A 19,485-nucleotide genomic window follows, 5' to 3' on the forward strand; every position below is an offset into this window, starting at 1 on the left:
GAGAGCCTGCCCACTTTGCGCCTCGCGCAAAAGCGCGTCCGATTCACCCTGGCGGTTCGGATGCGGGGGCAGTGAAATGACCTCCATTCAACATTTGCCAGGCATGCCACCCGCCGCACATTCCACAAACCCTCTGCCGTTTTGCCAGATTCGCCAGGCACTGCGCCAGACTGCCGCTCGCCAGCCCGACGCCATCGCACTGGAAGGGCTGGGGGTGTGCTGGACGTACCAGGCCCTGGCAGCGCATGTTTCGCAAAGGCACGATGCCTGGTTGGCGGCAGGATTGCGCCCCGGCCAGCGCCTGGGCATCGCGGCCACCCGCAGTGCGGACACCATCGTGTCCATCCTGGCGGCCATCGAAGCCGGCCTGGCTTATGTTCCGCTGGATCTGAGCTACCCCGCCGAGCGCCTGCAAGCCATGTTGCAAGATGCCCAGGTGCGCGCCGTGGTGGGCGAAGCGAGCGCCTTGCAAAGCTTGCGGGCGCTCGTGCCCGACCTGCCCACCCTGGCCGCCCCCGCGCCGGTGAGCGTCCCGCCTCATGCCGACACGGGTGATCTGGCCTATGTGCTGTTCACTTCGGGCTCCACAGGGCGCCCCAAAGGCGTGGCCATGGGCTGCCAACCGCTGGCGCACCTGATTGGCTGGCACGTGGCACACCCACGTCTGGGCCAGGCCGCCCGCACTTTGCAGTTCGCCCCGCTGTCCTTCGACGTCCACTTCCAGGAAATCGCCTCGACCGTGGCCACCGGCGGCACGCTGGTGCTGGTGTCCGACGAAGCGCGGCGCGACCCGGCCCGGCTGCACCAGGCCCTGGCCGAGATGCAGGTGTCGCGCCTCTACCTGCCCTACGTGGCCCTGCAGATGCTGGCCCAGGCCGATGCAGAGGCCGTGGCCAGCACCGACGGCGCCCCCCTTCATCTGCAGGACGTCGTGAGCGCCGGCGAGCAATTGCAGATCACCCCCGACATCCGCGCCCTGTTCGCCCGGCAGCACGGTGCCGTGCTGCACAACCATTACGGCCCGACCGAAAGCCACGTCGTCACCGCCCACGAGCTGGCGGGCGATCCGCAGGCCTGGCCGGACATCCCACCCATCGGGCAAGCGCTGCCACACGTCGCGGTGTGGCTGCGCCCGGTGGCCGACAACAACGGCACCGGTGAAGACGCCAAGCAGGCCGCCGCCGCGCAAGCAAACACTGTGCAGAACGGCGGCGCCGCGACCGAAGGCGAGCTGCTGCTCGGTGGCGACTGCCTGGCCGCAGGCTACCTGGGCCGCGCCGACCTCAGCGGCGAGCGCTTCCTCGACGCCGTGGACGACCACCCCGGCCGCTGGTACGTCACCGGCGACCTGGTGCGCATGGACGCATCTGGCGTGTTGACCTACCTCGGCCGCGCCGACCAGCAGCTCAAGGTGGACGGCTTTCGCATCGAACCCGGCGACATCGAACTGGCCCTGATGGCCCACCCCACGCTTCAGGATGCCGTGGTCACGGCCCCGCAGGATGCCGATGGCAGCCGCGTTCTCACGGCACACGTGGTGCTGCGCCCCGGCGCTCAGGCCGATGCCAGCGCACCGCCGGTGGCCGAATGGCGCCACTGGCTGCGCAGCCGTGTGCCCGAGTACATGATCCCGGTGCGCTTCGCCGTGCTGGCGCGCCTGCCCACCACACCGAGCGGCAAGATCGACCGGCGCGGGCTGCCGCCGGTGGCCCTGAACACGCATGCCGGCACGCAAGCAGGCACCTCGCTGCCGCAGAGCGCCAATGCGGCGGGCCGCCCTGGCGACGTGATCCGCGCCGTCTGGCAAGAACTGCTGGGCCTGCCCCAGCTGGACGACGACGCGCAGCTGTTCGACTTGGGCGCGCGCTCCCTGATGGTGATGCGCTTTGTGGCCCGCATGAAAGAAGCTGGCATCAAGCTCAGCGTGGCCGACGTCTATGACCGACCCAGCGTCTCAGGCCTGACCGCGCTGGCCACGCGCGGATCTGGCCCCAGCGCTGCAACGCGCAAGGCGGGCGGACAGGTGGGCGGACAAGCGGGCGGACACACCGGCGAAGGCATGGCCATCGTCGGCATGGCCGTGCGCGTGGACGATGCGCATGACCTCGACACCTTCTGGCAGCACCTGCTGGACGGCAAGGAGGCCATCCGCCGTTTCCGCTCTGAAGACATCGACCCCTCGGTGCCCGAAGCCTTGCGCAGCCAGCCGAACTTCGTGGCGGCGCGCGGTGTGTTGTCGGATGCGGATTGCTTCGACGCCGGCTTCTTCGGCATCTCCGCCCGAGAAGCCCGCCTGCTGGACCCGCAGCAGCGCATCTTCCTGGAGCTGTGCTGGACGGGCCTGGAGCACGCTGGCATCGACCCCACGCGCTCGGCCGACCGCGTCGGCGTGTACGCGGGCGTGGCCAACAACGGCTACCTGCCGGCCATGCGCGCCGAGGACCCGGGCCTGATCGCCCAGGCCGGCGAGTTCACCACCATGCTGGCCAACGAGAAGGACTACGTGGCCACGCGGGTGGCGCACCGGCTGAACTTCCACGGCCCGGCCGTGGCCGTGCACACGGCGTGCTCGACCTCGCTGGTGGCCGTGGCCCAGGCCTGGCACGCGCTGGCGCAAGGTCAGTGCGATGTGGCGCTGGCCGGCGGCGTCACCGTGATCGTGCCGCAAGCCGGTGGCTACCTCCACGTGGAAGGCGGCATGGAATCGGCCGACGGCCGCTGCCGTCCGTTCGACGCGCAGGCCTCGGGCACGGTGTTCGGCAGCGGCGGTGGCGTGGTGGTGCTCAAGCGCCTGTCGCAGGCCCTGGCCGATGGCGACACGGTGTATGGCGTCATCCAGGGCGTGGGCCTCAACAACGATGGCGGCGACAAGGCCAGCTTCACGGCCCCCAGCGTGAGCGGTCAGGCCCAGGCCATCCGCATGGCACTGGCACACGCCGAGGTCGATGCGCGCAGCATCGGCTACGTCGAAGCGCATGGCACGGGCACGGCCCTGGGCGACCCCATCGAGGTGGCGGCGCTCACGCGGGCCTGGTCCGAGGACACGGCCGACACCGGCTTTTGCCTGCTGGGCTCGGTCAAGGGCCATGTCGGTCACCTGGTGGCCGCCGCAGGCGTGCTGGGCCTGATCAAGGCCACGATGGCGCTGCACCGCGAGTGCGTGCCGGGCACCCTGCACTTCGAGCAGCCCAACCCGCAGATCGATTTCGCCAGCACGCCGTTCCACGTCAGCGCACAGGCGCAGGCCTGGCCACGGGCAGACGCAGGCGATGCGTCTGGCGCGACGCCGCGCCGGGCCGCCGTGAGCTCCTTCGGGGTGGGCGGCACCAACGCCCATGTGATCGTGCAGGAAGCGCCTGCGGCCGCCTTGCGCAATGTGCAGGCGCCAGCTGAAACCGATCAGCCCGATCAACCCGCATCGCTGCAGCTGCTGCCGCTGTCGGCCAAGCACCCGGACGCCTTGCGCCAGCGTGCCGCGGACCTCGCTCGCCACCTGCAAGAGGTGCAACACCGCCAGCCAGCGCTGACGTTGAGCGCGGTGGCGGCCACCCTGATGCGCGGTCGCCAGGCCATGCCGCTGCGGACATCCGTGGTGGCGTCCACCGTGGCCGAGGCCATTGAAGCGCTGCAGAAGGTGCAAGGGCACAGCACCAGCCTGCGCACGCCGCGGCTGGTCTTCCTGTTCCCGGGCCAGGGCTCGCAGCACCCCGGCATGGCCCGCGGCCTGTGCGAAGCCTTGCCGGCCTTCCAGGAAGCCTTTGAGCAATGCCTGGCCGCAGCGCCCGAGGCTTTGGCACAAACGCTGCGCCACTTGCTCACGCAGGCCAGCCCGGACGATGCCCAGGCAGCGGAGGCGCTGGCCGAAACCCGCCATGCGCAGCCGGCCTTGTTCGCCGTGTCCTACGCGCTGGGCGCCTGGCTGGACAGCCTGGGCTTGAAGCCACAGGCCATGATCGGCCACAGCATCGGTGAATATGCCGCGGCTTGCCATGCCGGCGTGATGGATGTGGGCGATGCCATGCGGGCCGTCATCGCCCGCGGTGAAGCCATGTTCGCGCAACCGGGCGGCGCGATGCTGGCCGTTCGCACGGACGCCAACACCCTGACAGCCTTGCTGCCCGCCACGGTGGACATCGCCGCGCTGAACGCGCCGCAGCTCACGGTGATCGCTGGGCCGCATGCCGACATCGCGGCAGTGGCCACCACGCTGGAAGCGCGCGACATCGGCGTGACGCGCCTGAAGGTCTCCCATGCCTTCCACAGCGCGTCCATGGACGGCGCACTGCCGCGCGTGCACGCCGCACTGGCCCAGGCACGCTTGCAGCCGCCCCAGGTCACGGTGTATTCGTGCATCAGCGGCGCGCCTTTGCGTGCGGACGAAGCCATCGATCCTGGCTACTGGGCCCGCCAGGTGCGCGCCCCCGTGGCCTTCAGCCGCGCCGTGCTGGCCGAGCAGGCTCAGGGCCAGACGGTGTTCGTCGAGGTCGGCCCCGGCCAGGCCCTCACGGCCCTGCTGCGGCAACACCGCGATGGCAGCGCCCCCCCCTCGCCCACCGTGCCGCTGCTGAGCTCGGCCCAAGCGGCGGTCCAGAGCACCACCCAGGGCACCGTCCGAAGCACCCACGAGCCGGCTCGCCATGCCATGCAGGCGCTGGGCCAGTTGTGGGCCATCGGCGCCGACATCGCCTGGCCTGTGCCAGCGCAAAGCCCCCGCCTGGCTTTGCCAAGCTACCCCTTCCGACGCGACGTGCACTGGTTCACCCGCAGTGCCGCCGCCACAGCACACATCTCCCCATCCTCCAGCCCCTCTCTGCCGCTTGCCATGAACAGACTGCCCCGCATCGAGCAAGAAATCGCCCGCATCCTCAGTGAGGTGGCCGGCCTGCCGCCGGAGTCCGCCCAGCGCGACGCCACCTTCGTGGACCTGGGGCTGGATTCGCTGTCACTGACCCAGGCAACCCTGGAGTTCGAAAAGACCTTCGGCATCAAGCTGCGCTTCCGCCGCCTGCTGGAAGACCTGGACACCCTGGCCAAGCTGGCCACTTTCTTCGATGGCCAGTTGCCTGCGGACCGGTTCGCGCCGCCAGCTGCGGTGGCCTTCACAGCACCCGCGGCACCTTTGGCACCTGTGCCTGTCGCTGCGGCCATGCCTGCGGCCGGCGACAACGCTTTGCAGCAGCTGATTCAGCAGCAAATGCAGCTCATGTCGCAGCAGCTGGCCTTGATGTCTGGGCAAGCTGCCGTGCAGCCTCATACCGCAGTACCTGCCCCAGTGCCTGCCACCTTGGCCCAGGCCGCCCCCCCGGCGCTTGTCGCGCCAGCCCACGCTGAGCAACCCGGCAAGAACGCCCTGCTGGAGAAGCCCTTCGGCGCATCTGCACGCATCGTGCTGAGCGCGCAGAACGATGTCACGCCCGCACAGCAGCAATGGATCGATGACTTCATCCAGCGCTACAACGCGCGCACCGGCCGCTCCAAGGCCTTCAGCCAGGCGCACCGCAAGGTGATGTCCGACCCGCGCGTGGTGACCGGCTTCAACCCGCTGTGGAAGGACCTGGTCTATCCCATCGTGGCCGACCGCTCCGAGGGCGCCCGCATCTGGGACATCGATGGCAACGCGTACATCGACCTGCTGTCCTGCTTCGGCGCGAACCTGCTGGGCTACAAGCCCGCCGAGGTCACGCAGGCCATGATCGAGCAGCTACAGCGCGGCATCGAAGTGGGCCCGCAGCACCCCATGGCCGCCGAGGTGGCCCAGCTCATCTCCGACCTGACCGGCATGGAGCGCGTGGCCTTCTGCAACACCGGCTCCGAAGCCGTGATGGGCGCCATGCGCATGGCCCGCACGGTCACGGGTCGCAAGAAGATCGCCATTTTCAACAACAGCTACCACGGCATCTTTGACGAGGTCATCGTGCGCGGCACCAAGCAGCTGCGCTCGCTGTCGGCCGCACCCGGCATCCTGGCCAACGCGGTGGAAAACATCCTGGTGCTGGACTACGACAGCACCGAATCGCTGGAGGTGCTGCGCCAATGTGCACACGAGCTGGCGGCCATCATGATCGAGCCGATCCAGAACAAATACCCGACGCTGCAGCCCACCGCGTTCGTCAAGCAACTGCGCGAAATCGCCACGCAAGGCGGCGCGGCGCTGATCTTCGACGAGGTGGTGACGGGCTTCCGCGTGGCCCCGGGCGGCGCCCAGGAGTTCTACGGCGTGCGCGCCGACATCGCCACCTACGGCAAGATCATCGGTGGTGGCCTGCCCTTCGCCGCAATCGCCGGTGGCAGCCTGTGGATGGACGCGCTGGACGGCGGCCACTGGCAGTACGGCGACGACTCCTACCCCGAAGCGGGCGTGACCTACTTCGCCGGCACCTTCGTGCGCCACCCGCTGGCCCTGGCCGCGGCACGCGCCACGCTGCAGCACCTGAAACGCGGCGGGCATGCGCTGTACCAGACGCTCAACGCACGCACACAGCGCATGGCCGACAAGCTGAATGCCGCGTTCGCTGCACGCAACGCGCCGGTCAAGGCCGTGCACTGTGCCACGCTGTGGCGGCTGTCCTGGGACGACAACACCCGCCACATCAGCCTGTTCTATTACCTGGCGCGGTTCCACGGCCTGCACCTGTACGAGCAATTCGGCCACTTCGTGACCGAGGCGATGAGCGACGCCGACACCGACCTCATCGCCGACACCTTCATCCGCGTGCTCGACGAGTTGATGGCGCAGGGCTTGATCGCAGCCCGCGAGGGTGGCGTCCCGCTGGCGCACACTTCGACTTCGACTTCGATCTCGACCTCGGCCTCGGCCACATCCTCGGCCCTGGCGCCAGGGCAGACCGAGCGCTGGCTGGCCGCCATGTACGACCCGGCGGCACGCCTGGCCCTCAATGAATCTTTCTGCGTGACCTTGAAAGGCCAGGTGAATGCCGCGGCGCTCAAGCAAGCACTGCAGGACGTGCTGCAACGCCACGATGCCTTCAAGCTGAGTTTCGACCTGGACCAGCCCCGCCAGACGCGCCATGCAGACACCCAGGTGCCCATTGCCGAAATCGATCTGCGGGCCTGGCCCGACGGCGATCAGGCCCTTGACCAGCACGCCTGGCAGGCCAGCGCCACCGACTTCCCCCTCGACCAGGCGCCGCTGGCGCGCGCCAGCATCCTGAGCCTGGCCGATGGTCGCGTGGTGGTGCACGTCGTGGCCAGCCACCTGGTCTTCGATGGCTGGGCCTCCAGCGTGTTCAATGCCGAATTGGCCCAGGCCTACCGCGCCCGCAGCCAAGGCCAAGCGCCACAATGGTCACCCGCCGCATCGCCTCTGCAGTTCGCCGACGCCGAGCATGCCCGCTTTGCTGGTGCCGATGGCCAAGCCAGTGTGAGCCACTGGAAACAGGTGCTCCAGGACTTGCCACCCGCCGTGGCGCTGGGCGACCGGGCTCCGACCGGGCCGCGCACCTTCGCAGCCGACACCGTTCGCGCCCGCATTGACGGGACTGCGCTGCTGCAACTCAAGGCACAGGCCAAGGCCCACGACGCCACTTTGTTCCAGTGGCTGCTGCAATCCGTGGCGGACTTCATCGCCCAGGAAAGCGGCCAAAGGGACATCGTGGTCAGCATCCCATATGCCGCCCAAAGCCTGGCGCGCCATGCCCCGCTGCTGGCCGATGGGGTGCTGGACCTGCCATTGCGCCTGCAGACGCGTGAGGGCGAATCCGTCAGCGAGCGCGTGCGCCGCACCAAAGGCGCGCTGATGGACGCCATGGACCACCCGCTGATGACGCAAGGCACAGCCGCCCGTGCGCTCGGTCTGCAAGCCGAGGGCAGCCGCCCGGCCCTCACGTCGATCTACTTCAATCTCAACCCCAAGGTCGATCTGTCGGCCTGGGCGCCCCTGGAAGCGACCATGCACGAAGGCCGCAAACGCGGCCTGCTGAGCGAGGTTTTCTTCAATTTCTATGAGCAGCCCGATGCGCTGACACTCGACCTGCACCACAGCACCGAGTACCTGAGCCCGGCCCGCGCACAGGCACTGGTGGACCGGCTGATGGACCTGCTGGCACCGGCAAACGCCAGCCCTCAGATGGCGCTGGATGCACGCTTGCGCGCATGGAACCAGACCGACCGCGCGCTGGCGAGCCCCGCCCGTGTGGAGGCCTGGTTGTCGCACCAGGCGCAGCGCTCGCCATCGTCCACCGCCATCGTGACCCACGAAGGCAGCCTCAGCCACCAGGCGCTGGCGTCACAGTCCAACCGCATCGGGCGCATGCTGCAGAGCCTCGGTGTGGGGCCTGGCCACCGTGTGGGCATCAGCCTGCCACGCGGTCGCCACCTGCTGCCCGCGCTGCTCGGCGTGCTCAAGTCCGGCGCGGCCTACGTCCCGATGGACCCGGGCTTTCCGGCCGAACGCCTGCAGATGATGGCGCAAGACGCCGCGCTGAGCCGGGTCATCACCCACTCGTCCTGCGCCCACGCCAGTGGCTTGCCCGACGCCATGCAATTGCAGCTCGACCGCGACGCTGCGCTGCTGGACGCCCTCAGCGACGCCCCGCTGCCCCCACAGACCGACGCGGAGGCCCCCGCCTACGTGATCTACACCTCTGGCTCGACCGGGCGCCCCAAGGGCGTGGCCGTGCCTCACCGCGCGGTGTGCAATTTCCTGGCGTCGATGGCGCGTGAGCCGGGCCTGCAAGCGTCCGACCGCCTGCTCGCTGTCACCACCTTGAGCTTCGACATCGCTGTGCTGGAGCTGTTGCTGCCGCTGCATGTCGGTGGCACCGTGGTGCTGGCCACACGTGACCAGGCCATGGATGGCGAAGCCTTGATGGCCCTGGCTGCGCAGCAAGGCGTCACCGTCATGCAGGCCACACCCACCACCTGGCACCTCCTGCTGGACGCAGGCTGGCAGCCACCCCGTGGCTTCCGAGCCCTGGTGGGCGGCGAACCCTTGCCCGCTGCACTGGCTGCGGCCTTGCTGGCCAAGGGCTGCGACGTCTGGAACATGTACGGCCCGACGGAAACCACCGTGTGGTCCACGCTCTCGCACGTGACCGACCCGGCGGCCAAGATCTGCATCGGACGCCCGATCGACAACACCCAGGTCTGGGTCCTTGACGAGGCGCTGCGGCCACTGCCGATCGGCGCCGAGGGCGAGCTCTGCATTGGCGGCGAGGGCGTCGCACTGGGCTACGACGGGCGCCCGGACCTCACCGCCGAACGCTTCGTGACGCTGCCCTGGGCCCCCGGTGCGAGCCGCCCGGTTTACCGCACCGGCGACCTCGGCCGCTGGCGCGAGGACGGTCAACTCGAGCACCTGGGCCGCATGGACTTCCAGGTCAAGATCCGCGGCTACCGCATCGAGCTGGGCGAAATCGAGGCTCAGCTGGAGCAGCTCGCCGGCGTCTCGCGCGCCGTGGTGGTGGCCCTTGAAATCACACCCGGCGACATGGCCCTGGTCGGCTATGTCGTGCCTCAGGCTGGCGCGGCACTGGACACCGCCGCGCTGCGCTCGGCCTTGCGCCAGACGCTGCCCGACTACATGGTGCCGCGCACCGTGCTGGCCCTGCCGACATTGCCCTTGTTGCCCAACAACAAGATCGACCGCAAAGCACTGCCCGTGCCCGCTGCGGCGATTGCGGTCACGGCGGCCGCTGAACCCACACCGGCGGCCACCGCAAGCACACCGGCCTCGGCCTCGACCTCGACACCGGGCCCGGCTGCGCAAGCCATCGACACGGTCGCCCGTGAGATGGGGCAACTGCTCGGTCGTGAGCGCCTGGCCGACACGGACCACTTCTTCGAGCAAGGCGGGCACTCGCTGATGGCCGCCAAGCTGTCGGCTTCGCTGGCCAAGGCCCTGGGACAGCGCCCCGGCCTGCGCCTGATCTTCGACAACCCCACCCCGCGCCAGCTGGGCCAGGCCCTGTGGCAGATGACAGCGTTCCAGCCTGCGGTCACATCGACCGGCCCGGACACCGCCGACACCATCCCCATCCGGGCAGACCAGTCCACCGCGCCGCTGTCGCAGATGCAAGAGCGCGTCTGGTTCCTCGAGAACCTCACGCCGGGCACCGTCGTTCACAGCATCCCCACCGGACACCGCCTCCTGGGACCTCTGAATGTGGAAGCCTTCAACCGGGCCTGGCAGCTGCTGGTGCAACGCCAGAGTGTGTTGCGCACCGTGGTCGAACGGGGGCCTGAGGGCGATGTGCAGCGCATCCTGCCCGAGCTGCCCTTCAGCCTCATCCCCTTCGACGACTTCAGCCAGCTGCCGCCCGACGAGCGCAAGCCCGCGATGAACAAGGTCATCGCCCAGCTGGTCGAGACGCCCTATGACCTGGAGAAGGGGCCCCTCTTCACCGCCAGGCTGTTCCGCCTCTCCCCGGATGAGCACGGCCTGCTGTTCCAGGCGCACCACCTGGTCTGGGACGCGTGGTCCTTCGACCTCTTGTACGTGGACCTGCCCGAGCTCTACAGCGCCTGCCTGGAAGGCCGCGAGCCACACCTGCCGCCCTTGACCGTGAGTTACGGGGACTTCGCCGCCTGGCACAACGCCTGGATGGCCGGCCCCGAACTGCAGCGCCAGCTGGGCTACTGGCGCGAGCAGCTCACACCCCTGCCGCCACCACTGGCATTCCCGATCGACCACCCGCGGCCGCCCGTGATGTCGGGCCGTGGCGGATCCTTCCAGTTCAACCTGGCCAAGGACATCACCGACGCACTGCGCGCCCAAGCCCAGCAGAACGGACGCACGCTCTACATCACCTTGCTGGCCGCCTACGCCCTGGCCCTGCACCGCGTGAGCAAGCAGGACGACTTCGTCATCGGCACCCCCGTGCGCGGCCGTGAACAGCCCGCCCTGGAACACCTGATGGGCTTCTTCGTCAACATGCTGCCCTTGCGCATGCAGCCGCGTGCCGACATGACGCTGGCCGACTGGCTCGCTGCCGTGCACCGCCAGGTGGTCGATGCGTTCTCCTACCCCGACGTGCCTTTCGACCACCTCGTGCATGTGATGCAGGTGCCGCGCGACCGCAGCCGCCCGCCCATCCACCAGGTCAGCTTCTCCTACCAGGACGTGCGCGAACGCACCACCCGCTGGGGCAACGTCGATCACCAGCGCATGCCCACCCCGATGCTGGGCGCAGCCCAGGACCTGGCGCTGTGGTGCGTTGAAACGCGCAACCACGTCGAGTTCGTCTTCACCTTCAACGCCGATGTGCTGGAGACCGCTTCGGTGGGTCACTTCGCCAAGAGCCTGGAGCAGCTCCTGCGCGATGTCGTGACCGACCCCGACCGCCCGCTGTCGGGCTACGATTTTTCACCCGGCTCGGTGCAGACCGATGCCACGCCAGCGCTGAACGCCCCCCCGACCGCACCTGCAGCGGCCGCATCGCCCGCAGCCAAGGGCAGCAGCCTGGAGGAGACGATCGCCGAGGTCTGGCGTGGCCTGCTGGGCTTGCCACAGTTCCTGCTGGACGACGACTTCTTCGACCGCGGTGGCCACTCCCTGCTCGTGATGCGGGCGGTGACCCAGATCCGCGCCCGCACCGGCCAGTCGGTGACGGTCCACACCATCTTCGACAACCCCACGCCCCGAAAGCTGGCACAAGCCCTGGGCGGGCACGCCGGCGTTTTGCCGACCCCGCCGTCGGACCCAGGCCCGGTGATTCCGCACCGGCCAGAGCAGGACACGGCCCCGCTGTCGCAGATGCAGCAGCGCGTCTGGTACCTGGAGAACCTGAACCCCCACGGCGTAGCCCACAACATCCCGTCCGCCCACCGGCTGATCGGCCCCCTGGACACCGACGCGCTGAATCAGGCCTGGCAACAGCTGGTGACGCGGCAGGCCGCCTTGCGCACGGTGATCGAGCGCACACCCACCGGCGACCGCCAACGCATCCTGCCCGCACAGGGCGCATCCGCCATCGCGCTGGAAGACTTGAGCGCACTGAGCCAGCATGAACGTGAGGCCGCCCTGAACGCTCGGATCGCGGCGCTTTCGCGCGAGCCCTTCGACCTCGAAAAAGGCCCCCTGGTCGCCCTGCGCCTCTTCAAGCTGGGCACGCAAGACCACGTGCTCTTCCTGCTCGTCCACCACCTGATCTGGGACGGCTGGTCCTTCCAGGTCTTCAACGACGAGCTCTCCGAGCTCTACGCCGCCGCGCTGGCGGGCCGCCCAGCCGAACTGCCCGCCTTGCCGGTCAGCCACGGTGACTTCGCTGCGTGGCACCAGCAATGGATGAGCGGGGAAGAACTGCAACGCCAGACCGCTTTCTGGCGGGAGCAGTTGACCCCGCTGCCCGCGCCGCTGGCCCTGCCCACCGACCATGTCCGCCCCGCGGTGATGTTGGGTCAAGGTGCTTCGCTCGTGTTCCGCCTGGACCCTCAGACCACCCAGACGCTCAGGGCTGCAGCGCAAGGCACAGGGCGCACCCTCTTCAGCACCCTGCTGGGCGCCTTCGGCCTGTTGCTGCACAAACTCACGGGGCAGGACGACCTGGTGATTGGCACCCCGGTCCGCGGTCGTGACCACCCCGAACTGGAGTCGCTGATCGGCTTCTTCGTCAACACGCTGCCCGTGAGGCTGCGCCCTCGCGCCGACGCGACGGTCGGCGAATGGCTTGCGCAGGTGCAGCGCCATGTGATCGACGCCCTGTCGCACCCGGACGTCCCCATGGACCACCTGGTCCGCACACTGCGCCCCCCCCGCGACACCAGCCGTTCGCCGCTGTACCAGGCCCTGTTTTCGTACCAGGACGCCCGCGAGCGCAGCGCCGCGTGGGGCAACTTGACCCACCAGCGCCACGACACCCCCATGGTCGGTGCCGCCCAGGATCTGGGCCTGTGGTGCGTTGAAACGCCAGACGACATCGAGTTCACGCTCAGCTACGACACCGGCCTGTTCAGCGAAGCCAGCATCCAGCTCTTTGCCGAGCGCCTGTCAGACCTGCTGCACCGCCTGGGCAGCCTGACCGACACCCGCGTGCTGCACGTGTCCTTGTCGTCCCAGCGCGAGCTTCAAGCCCTGCGGCAGTGGAACGACACCGCCACCGTGTGGCCCGAAGCCACCAACCTGGTGGACCTGCTGATGCAGCAACAGCACGCCCACAGCAACGACATCGCCCTGAGCCAAGCCGGCGAACGCCCACTCTCCCACGCGGAGCTCTGGGCCCGCGCCCAGCAGATCGCCCACCACCTGCGCGCGCAAGGCCTGGGCCGCGGCGACCTGGTTGGCGTCTGCATGCCCCGGTGCCCCGACTTGCTGACCAGCTTGCTGGGTGTGCTGCTGGCCGGAGCCGCCTACGTGCCGCTGGACCCCCACTACCCGGCAGAGCGCCTGGCCCACATGGCCGAAGATGCCCGTCTGGCCTGGGTCATCAGCCGCTCAGACGCCGTGCACGCCCTGACATGGCCCCGCGACAAGACCCTGCTGACCGACCTCGACGACCTGCGCATCCAGCAGCAACCCACCACCGCTGGCGCACCCGATGCTCAGCGCGATGCCACCCTGGTCGATCCCGCCTACGTGATCTACACCTCCGGCTCCACCGGCAAGCCCAAGGGCGTGGTGGTGCCGCATGGCGCCGTGGTGAACTTCCTGCGCAGCATGGCGCGCGAACCCGGGCTGCAAGCCCGCCAGCGCCTGTTGGCCATCACCACACTGAGCTTCGACATCTCGGTCCTGGAACTGCTTCTGCCCTTGATGGTGGGCGCCGAAGTGGTGCTGTGCCGTACCGAGGACACCCGGGCCCCCTTCCTGCTCAAGGCCCTGCTCGAAGACAACATCGACGTCATGCAGGCCACCCCCAGCACCTGGCATGCCTTGATCGATGCGGGCTGGCGTGGCCACGCCGGCTTCACGGCCCTGGTCGGTGGGGAAGCACTGTCGGCTCGGCTGGCATCGGACCTGCTGACCCGCAGCCAAGCCGTCTGGAACATGTACGGCCCCACGGAAACCACGGTGTGGTCCACCTGCTGGCAGGTCAAAAGCCCCGAGCAAGGCGTGCGGATTGGCCAGCCCATTGCCAACACGCAAGTCCACATCCTCGACGCGATGGGCCAGCCTTGCCCCATCGGCTGCCCGGGCGAGCTCTGCATCGGCGGCGATGGCGTGACCTTGGGCTACCTCTACCGCCCAGAACTCACCGCCGAACGCTTTGTGCAAGACCCGTTCCAGTCGAAGCCAGGCGCCCGCCTCTACCGCACGGGCGATCTGGCCCGCTGGTGTGCCGACGGCGAACTCGAGCACCTGGGGCGCCTGGACCACCAGGTCAAGGTCCGCGGCCACCGCATCGAACTCGGGGAAATCGAAGCGGCGCTGCTTGCCATCCCCGCCCTGTCGCAAGCCGTGGCAGTGACACGCGAGGACCATCCGGGCGATGTCCGCCTGGTGGCTTACGCCGTGCCCACCGACCGGCAGGCACCCCCTGCAGACACGCAGACCCTGAAGGCGCAGCTCGCCCTGACCCTGCCGGACCACATGCTGCCCCAGCACATCGTGCTGCTGGACGCGCTGCCCCTGCTGCCCAACGGCAAGGTGGACCGCGCAGCGTTGCCGCGCCCAGCGGCAGCCCCCGCCAACCACCCGGCGACCGCCGAGTCCAAACGCCATCCAACCACCCCGCTGGCCCAGGCCATGGCCAGCATCTGGCGGGAATTGCTCGACACCGAAGACGTCGGCCTGGACGACAACTTCTTCAACCTGGGCGGCCATTCCTTGCTGGCCATGCGGGCCGTGACCGAGATCAAGCACCGCACCGGCGTGACGATCAACGTGCGGCGCTTGATCTTCGAAACCCTTGGACAACTGGCCGCCACCGATGCCCCCGCCACCCTGGCTGATGCGCCAGCTGCGCGCCAGCCCGAAGCGCCGAGCAGCCCAGCCCGCAGCACCGCCCGAGAAGGCTGGCTCAGCCGATGGCTGGGCCGATGAGCGCGTTTGACATGACACCCTTTTTTTTCGGCCCCACGGAGCGTCGGCTCTATGGTGTGTACCACCCGCCCGCCCCCGCCCAACGCACAGCACAGCAAGTGCTCCTGTGCCCGCCCTTCGGCCAAGAGGCCGTCCGGGTCCAGCTGCTGCACCGTTTGCTGGCGGATCAACTCGCACGCCAAGGCATCCACGTGATGCGCTTTGACTACCACGGCACGGGAGAGTCAGCGGGTGCCGACGCCGATGCCACCCTGACCGAGTGGTGCGATGACATCCTCACGGCCCACGACGAACTGAGCCGGCGCACCCGTGCGCACAGCACCACCTGGCTGGGCAGCCGCCTCGGGGGCACCCTGGCCATGATGGCATCCAGCATGGGCAAGGGCACACCAGAGCGCATCGTGCTGTGGGAGCCCATCCTGGACGGCCCACGCTACCTCCATGAATTGGGCAAGGCCCACGCTCAACACAGCTTTTCACCGTTCATCCATGCCCAACGTCCTGCCGAGCAGGTGAAAGACGAAGTCCTGGGCTTCGCGGTCAGCGAAACATGGATCCGGCAACTGCAAGCCGTGGGAGCGGCGCAGCTGAACCCGACCTGCGCCGAGGTCTGCGTGCACATTGCCTCACAGGAGGGTGCAGTCACCCTGGGCCTGGCCAAGCGCTTGCAAGCCCGAGGCGTGGCGTGGCAGCACCTGAACACGCCGACCCGCATCGACTGGTTCCAGGAGGAAGCCAGGGGAAGCACTGTCGCACCACCTGAACTGCTGCGCCTGCTCGCATTTGCTGCCACGGGAGCTGCGGCATGACCGAACACATCCTGAGCTTCGGCCCCGCCAACCGCCTGGTGGGCACGCTCATCCAACCGACCGGAGAGCCCCGCGCCACAGCCATCCTGCTGCTCAATGCGGGCGTGATCCCGCGCATGGGACCACACCGCATCAACGTCAAACTGGCACGCGAACTGGCATCGCAGGGCTTCACCGTGCTGCGCATGGACCTGTCAGGGCTGGGTGACAGCCTGCCCAGCGATGCGGCGCTCACCTTCGAGCAACAGGCCGTGTCCGACCTGAAGGCCGCCATGGACCACTTGCAGCGCCTCACATCCGTCCAGCAATTTGCGCTGGCCGGCATTTGCTCTGGAGCCCACCACGGCATTGCCGCGGCCATTGCCGACGAGCGCCTCAAGGCCCTGTGGCTCATGGACACCCATGCCTACCCGACGCGCAAAACACTGTGGGTGCGCGCGCGCCGCCAGTTGCAGCTGGATTTCACCGGCACCCTGGCACGCTGGACAAAGAAGGCTGCGCAGTTGCTCACCTCGCGCCTGCGCCCTGCCCCCACGGCACAGCGTGAGCAGGCTTTGCTCAACGACAATGCCTACCCCACGCCACCCAAAGCCGAGTTCGCACAGCGCATCCAGGCGCTGATCGACCGGCAGGTTCGCCTGCAACTGGTGTACTCCGGCGACATGTTCTGGCGCTACAACCACGACAGCCAGTGGCGGGATGCGTTCCGCGGCCACGGCGCCGTCGCCACGGTGCCCTGCGACCTCTTGCCCGACATGGACCACACAGCCACGACCCTGCATGCACAACGCCGATTGATCGGGTCGGTGACCCGGTTTGCCGCCCTCCTCGCCTGACGCTCAGCCACCATGACACCCTGCTTCGCCGACGACCTCCAAAGCGCGCTGCTGGACCGGCAGCCGTTCAAGTTCCACCACAAGCTGCTGGGTCACCCTGCCTTGGCGCTGGACAACCTCTCGCGCGTGCTGCCCAAGCTGCCGCCGCAGCAAGTGATGTACTCGAAAGGCCTGCTCGATGTGGAAGCGGACTTCGAATCCACCTTCCGCAAAAAGCCCCAAGACCGCTCGCTGGAAGAAACCATCGAGTCCATCCGGACCCGTGACTCCTACATCATGGTGCGCTCCCCCGAGACCGACCCATCCTTCCTTGACCTGTACCAGTCGCTGTGCTCCGAGGTGTCATCCCTGATGAAATCGCGCGGGGTCGGTGACATGCCCGTGGGCGCGCAGCTCTACCTGTTCATCGCCTCGCCGAACAGCGTGACGCCCTTCCACATCGACCGTTACTCGACCTTCCTGATGCAGTTCCGCGGCAGCAAGACGGTGACCGTCGCCCAGCCCTGGGATGACCGCGTGGTCTCGCAGCCAGACCGCGAGGCCTACGTCGTGCGCCAGAACACCAAGCTGCCGTGGTCACCACAAACCGACCAGATCTCCACCGCCTTCGAATTCAGCCCCGGTGAGGCGCTTCACATCCCCTTCGTGGCCGGCCACCATGTGCGCAACGGCCCCGAAGACGTGTCGATTTCCATGTCCATCATCTTCAACACCCGCGAGAGCATCCGCTGGCGCGATGCCCTGTCCTTCAACCACGTGATGCGCAAGCAGCTGCAACGCGTGCGCATGGGGCCCGGCAAAGTGGGCCAGTCGGCCTGGCAGGACGCCCTCAAATCGCGCATGTGGCACGGCTATTTGAAGGCACGCGGCTTCGAAGACTGAGCCCTGGGCTCACTGCATGTCGAAGCGACCGTCCGGGTCCACGAAGCGAACCAGCTCATCGGTCTCCAGCGGTGGGATGCCCAAGCCCCAGCGCTGGTTGAGCAAATTCACCAGCGCCTGCGCCCACAAGGCGTTCCATGCGCTGCCGGCGTGGCCATCGCTCAAGGTGGCATGCTGAGGCTCGTCGCCACCGGTGTTGCTGACCTCGAAATGACGGCCAAAGCGCACCTTGCGGTAATCGGGCACCCCCGAGACGCGGCGAGACCCCCAGCGCTCGGCAAACCAGGCCTGATCGTCGAAAAAGGCCATGTTCGCATCCCCCTGCACGATCGCCTTGAGGCCAGCATCGAAGCGCGCCATGCCCTGGTGGATGTTGGCCTGGGCTTGTGCGGATTGCCATCGCGCGTGGAATTTCTCCCACTCCGCGTTGTTGAAGATGCCAACCAGCACGATGCGCAGATCCGGCCAGGCTGCCCGCAAACTCTGCACGGAGCGTCCGATGTGCTGCACGCAAGCGTCGATGCGCGCCACGGTCGGGGCATCTCCAGGGTCACGCGACAAAGCGTCCAGGCTCTCCAGATTTCCGAAATCGTTGGTGCCGATGCGGATCAGCACCACGCCATGCTGCCAGCGCTCAGGCGCTTCCTGCATCAAGGTCAGCAGGCGAGCCGTCTGGTTCTGAGGGGTTTCGGTGAGGGTGGCGCAAACCGACCCGGAGTACGCCAGGTTGAAGCGGTGGTCCTGCTTGGCCGGGAAGCGGCCGTCCAGGCCCAGGGCATCCCGCAAGGACGACAGGCGGCGATAGCGCGTGCCCCACTCGCCCCACGGACCGGGGTCCAACTGCTCGGCCCGCAAGTGGGCCAGCACCTCGGTCCATTGCCAGCTCCGATGGCGCAATGCACCGCCGCGGGCTTCGGGCCGACGGCCGAAGCTCAGGTCATCGTGGTAGGCGTGGCTGTCGGAATCGCCCAGCACGGCAAAGCGAACAGCCTGGCTTTTGGCAGGCGGCAGCATCGCCAGCCGCAAGCGCTCGTCCAGGCGCAAGAGGATGAACAAAACCGAGAGCAGGAGCACCCCCAGCGTCAGCAAGAAGACCTTTTTCACGACGTCCTGGCCCCATATCTGTGCCGTTGCGCCCCCGCCCTCAGGGTGCGCAGCGCGCGTTTCGGGTGTATCTTATCTCCCGCCCAAGCACCTCCGCGAGCCCCCTGATCGACCATGCCACTGGCCCTCATCAAACGACTGCCGCTGATCAGAAGCTGGTTGCACCGCCGTGCCATCCGCAAGTACTTCTCACCTCGCGGCAGCGGCTGCCACAGCGGTCATTTCAGTTCGTTCGCTCAAGCGCGCGCCTGGCTGCCCCCGTCACCCGAATTCAGCCACGACAAGTTCACCGACGAATACGTCCATGAACGCTCCCGGCGCATCTGGGCCTTCGACTACCCGGTGCTTTTCTGGCTGCGCGAGGCATTTGCAGGTGGCAGCAGCACGGTACTCGACATCGGGGGCTCCATCGGCAACCAGTACTACGCATACCAGCGCTACCTGCGTTACCCAGAGGCGCTGCAGTGGCGCGTCCAGGAACTCAGCGCCTTCATCGGACAAGGTCGCGAACTGGCCCAACAGCGGGGTGCCGCGGCACTGTCCTTCTCGGATGCATGGCCTGCCGAATGGCTGGACAGCGAGGTCTGGCTGGCCGCGGGCGTGCTTGAGTTCATGGAGTCCCAGGATCTCCCATCGTTGCTGGCACGCTGTGCACGCAAGCCACGTCACATCCTGCTCAACAAGCTGCCGCTGAGCGAGTCCCCCGCGTTTGTCTCCAGCCAGAACATCGGTTTCGGCTCCTACGTGCCTCACCATGTGTTCAACCGCCGGGACTTCATCGGCGCCATTGAGTCCCTCGGCTACGAACTCGTGGACACCTGGGACGTTCCGGAGCGCAGCTTCCAGTCGCTGGGCTTTGACGAGGATGCGTTCGATGTTTACAGCGGCTTGTATTTCCGTGCGACGCACTGATGTG

At 68.0% G+C, this 19,485-nt stretch carries 6 protein-coding genes; 5 read left to right on the top strand and 1 reads right to left on the bottom strand.

Annotated elements, in window-relative coordinates; translation table 11 throughout:
- Window positions 1-103: 103 nt before the first annotated feature.
- Genes EV672_RS07655 through EV672_RS07670 form a run of 4 tightly spaced genes read left to right on the top strand, consistent with a single transcriptional unit; the run spans window position 104 to window position 17,465 of the window.
- Entirely contained in the window at window positions 104-14,938 is a 14,835-nt protein-coding gene (locus EV672_RS07655; RefSeq protein WP_166643497.1) for a non-ribosomal peptide synthetase/type I polyketide synthase, read from the top strand.
- An 11-nt stretch (window positions 14,939-14,949) separates the two neighbouring features.
- Complete coding sequence (locus EV672_RS07660; protein WP_166643498.1) at window positions 14,950-15,747, top strand: serine aminopeptidase domain-containing protein; 798 nt, start codon at window positions 14,950-14,952, stop codon at window positions 15,745-15,747.
- Window positions 15,744-16,583: an alpha/beta hydrolase gene (locus EV672_RS07665; protein WP_133607906.1), complete on the top strand. Its 840-nt coding sequence runs from the start codon at window positions 15,744-15,746 to the stop codon at window positions 16,581-16,583. Before EV672_RS07660 ends, EV672_RS07665 begins: the two co-directional genes overlap by 4 nt.
- A gap of 12 nt (window positions 16,584-16,595) precedes the next feature.
- A complete protein-coding gene (locus EV672_RS07670) occupies window positions 16,596-17,465 on the top strand; it encodes a cupin-like domain-containing protein (RefSeq protein WP_133607908.1) in 870 nt (289 codons plus the stop codon).
- A gap of 9 nt (window positions 17,466-17,474) precedes the next feature.
- Here EV672_RS07670 and EV672_RS07675 read toward each other — a convergent pair whose 3' ends face one another.
- Window positions 17,475-18,569: an SGNH/GDSL hydrolase family protein gene (locus EV672_RS07675; protein ID WP_133607910.1), complete on the bottom strand. Its 1,095-nt coding sequence runs from the start codon at window positions 18,567-18,569 to the stop codon at window positions 17,475-17,477.
- Between the two features lie 114 nt (window positions 18,570-18,683).
- On the opposite strand from EV672_RS07675, the gene EV672_RS07680 reads away from it, so the two are divergent.
- Window positions 18,684-19,481 carry a methyltransferase, TIGR04325 family gene (locus EV672_RS07680; protein WP_133607912.1) on the top strand — a complete coding sequence of 266 codons (798 nt, stop codon included), beginning with the start codon at window positions 18,684-18,686 and terminating at the stop codon, window positions 19,479-19,481.
- Window positions 19,482-19,485 lie beyond the last annotated feature (4 nt).

This window comes from Aquabacterium commune (assembly GCF_004362855.1).
Classification (GTDB): domain Bacteria; phylum Pseudomonadota; class Gammaproteobacteria; order Burkholderiales; family Burkholderiaceae_C; genus Aquabacterium; species Aquabacterium commune.

What these genes read in the sequence shown, in the direction of transcription:
- EV672_RS07655 (WP_166643497.1), top strand. Translation starts at nt 104, where the DNA reads ATGCCACCCGCCGCACATTCCACAAACCCTCTGCCGTTTTGCCAGATT.
- EV672_RS07660 (WP_166643498.1), top strand. Translation starts at nt 14,950, where the DNA reads ATGACACCCTTTTTTTTCGGCCCCACGGAGCGTCGGCTCTATGGTGTG.
- EV672_RS07665 (WP_133607906.1), top strand. Translation starts at nt 15,744, where the DNA reads ATGACCGAACACATCCTGAGCTTCGGCCCCGCCAACCGCCTGGTGGGC.
- EV672_RS07670 (WP_133607908.1), top strand. Translation starts at nt 16,596, where the DNA reads ATGACACCCTGCTTCGCCGACGACCTCCAAAGCGCGCTGCTGGACCGG.
- EV672_RS07680 (WP_133607912.1), top strand. Translation starts at nt 18,684, where the DNA reads ATGCCACTGGCCCTCATCAAACGACTGCCGCTGATCAGAAGCTGGTTG.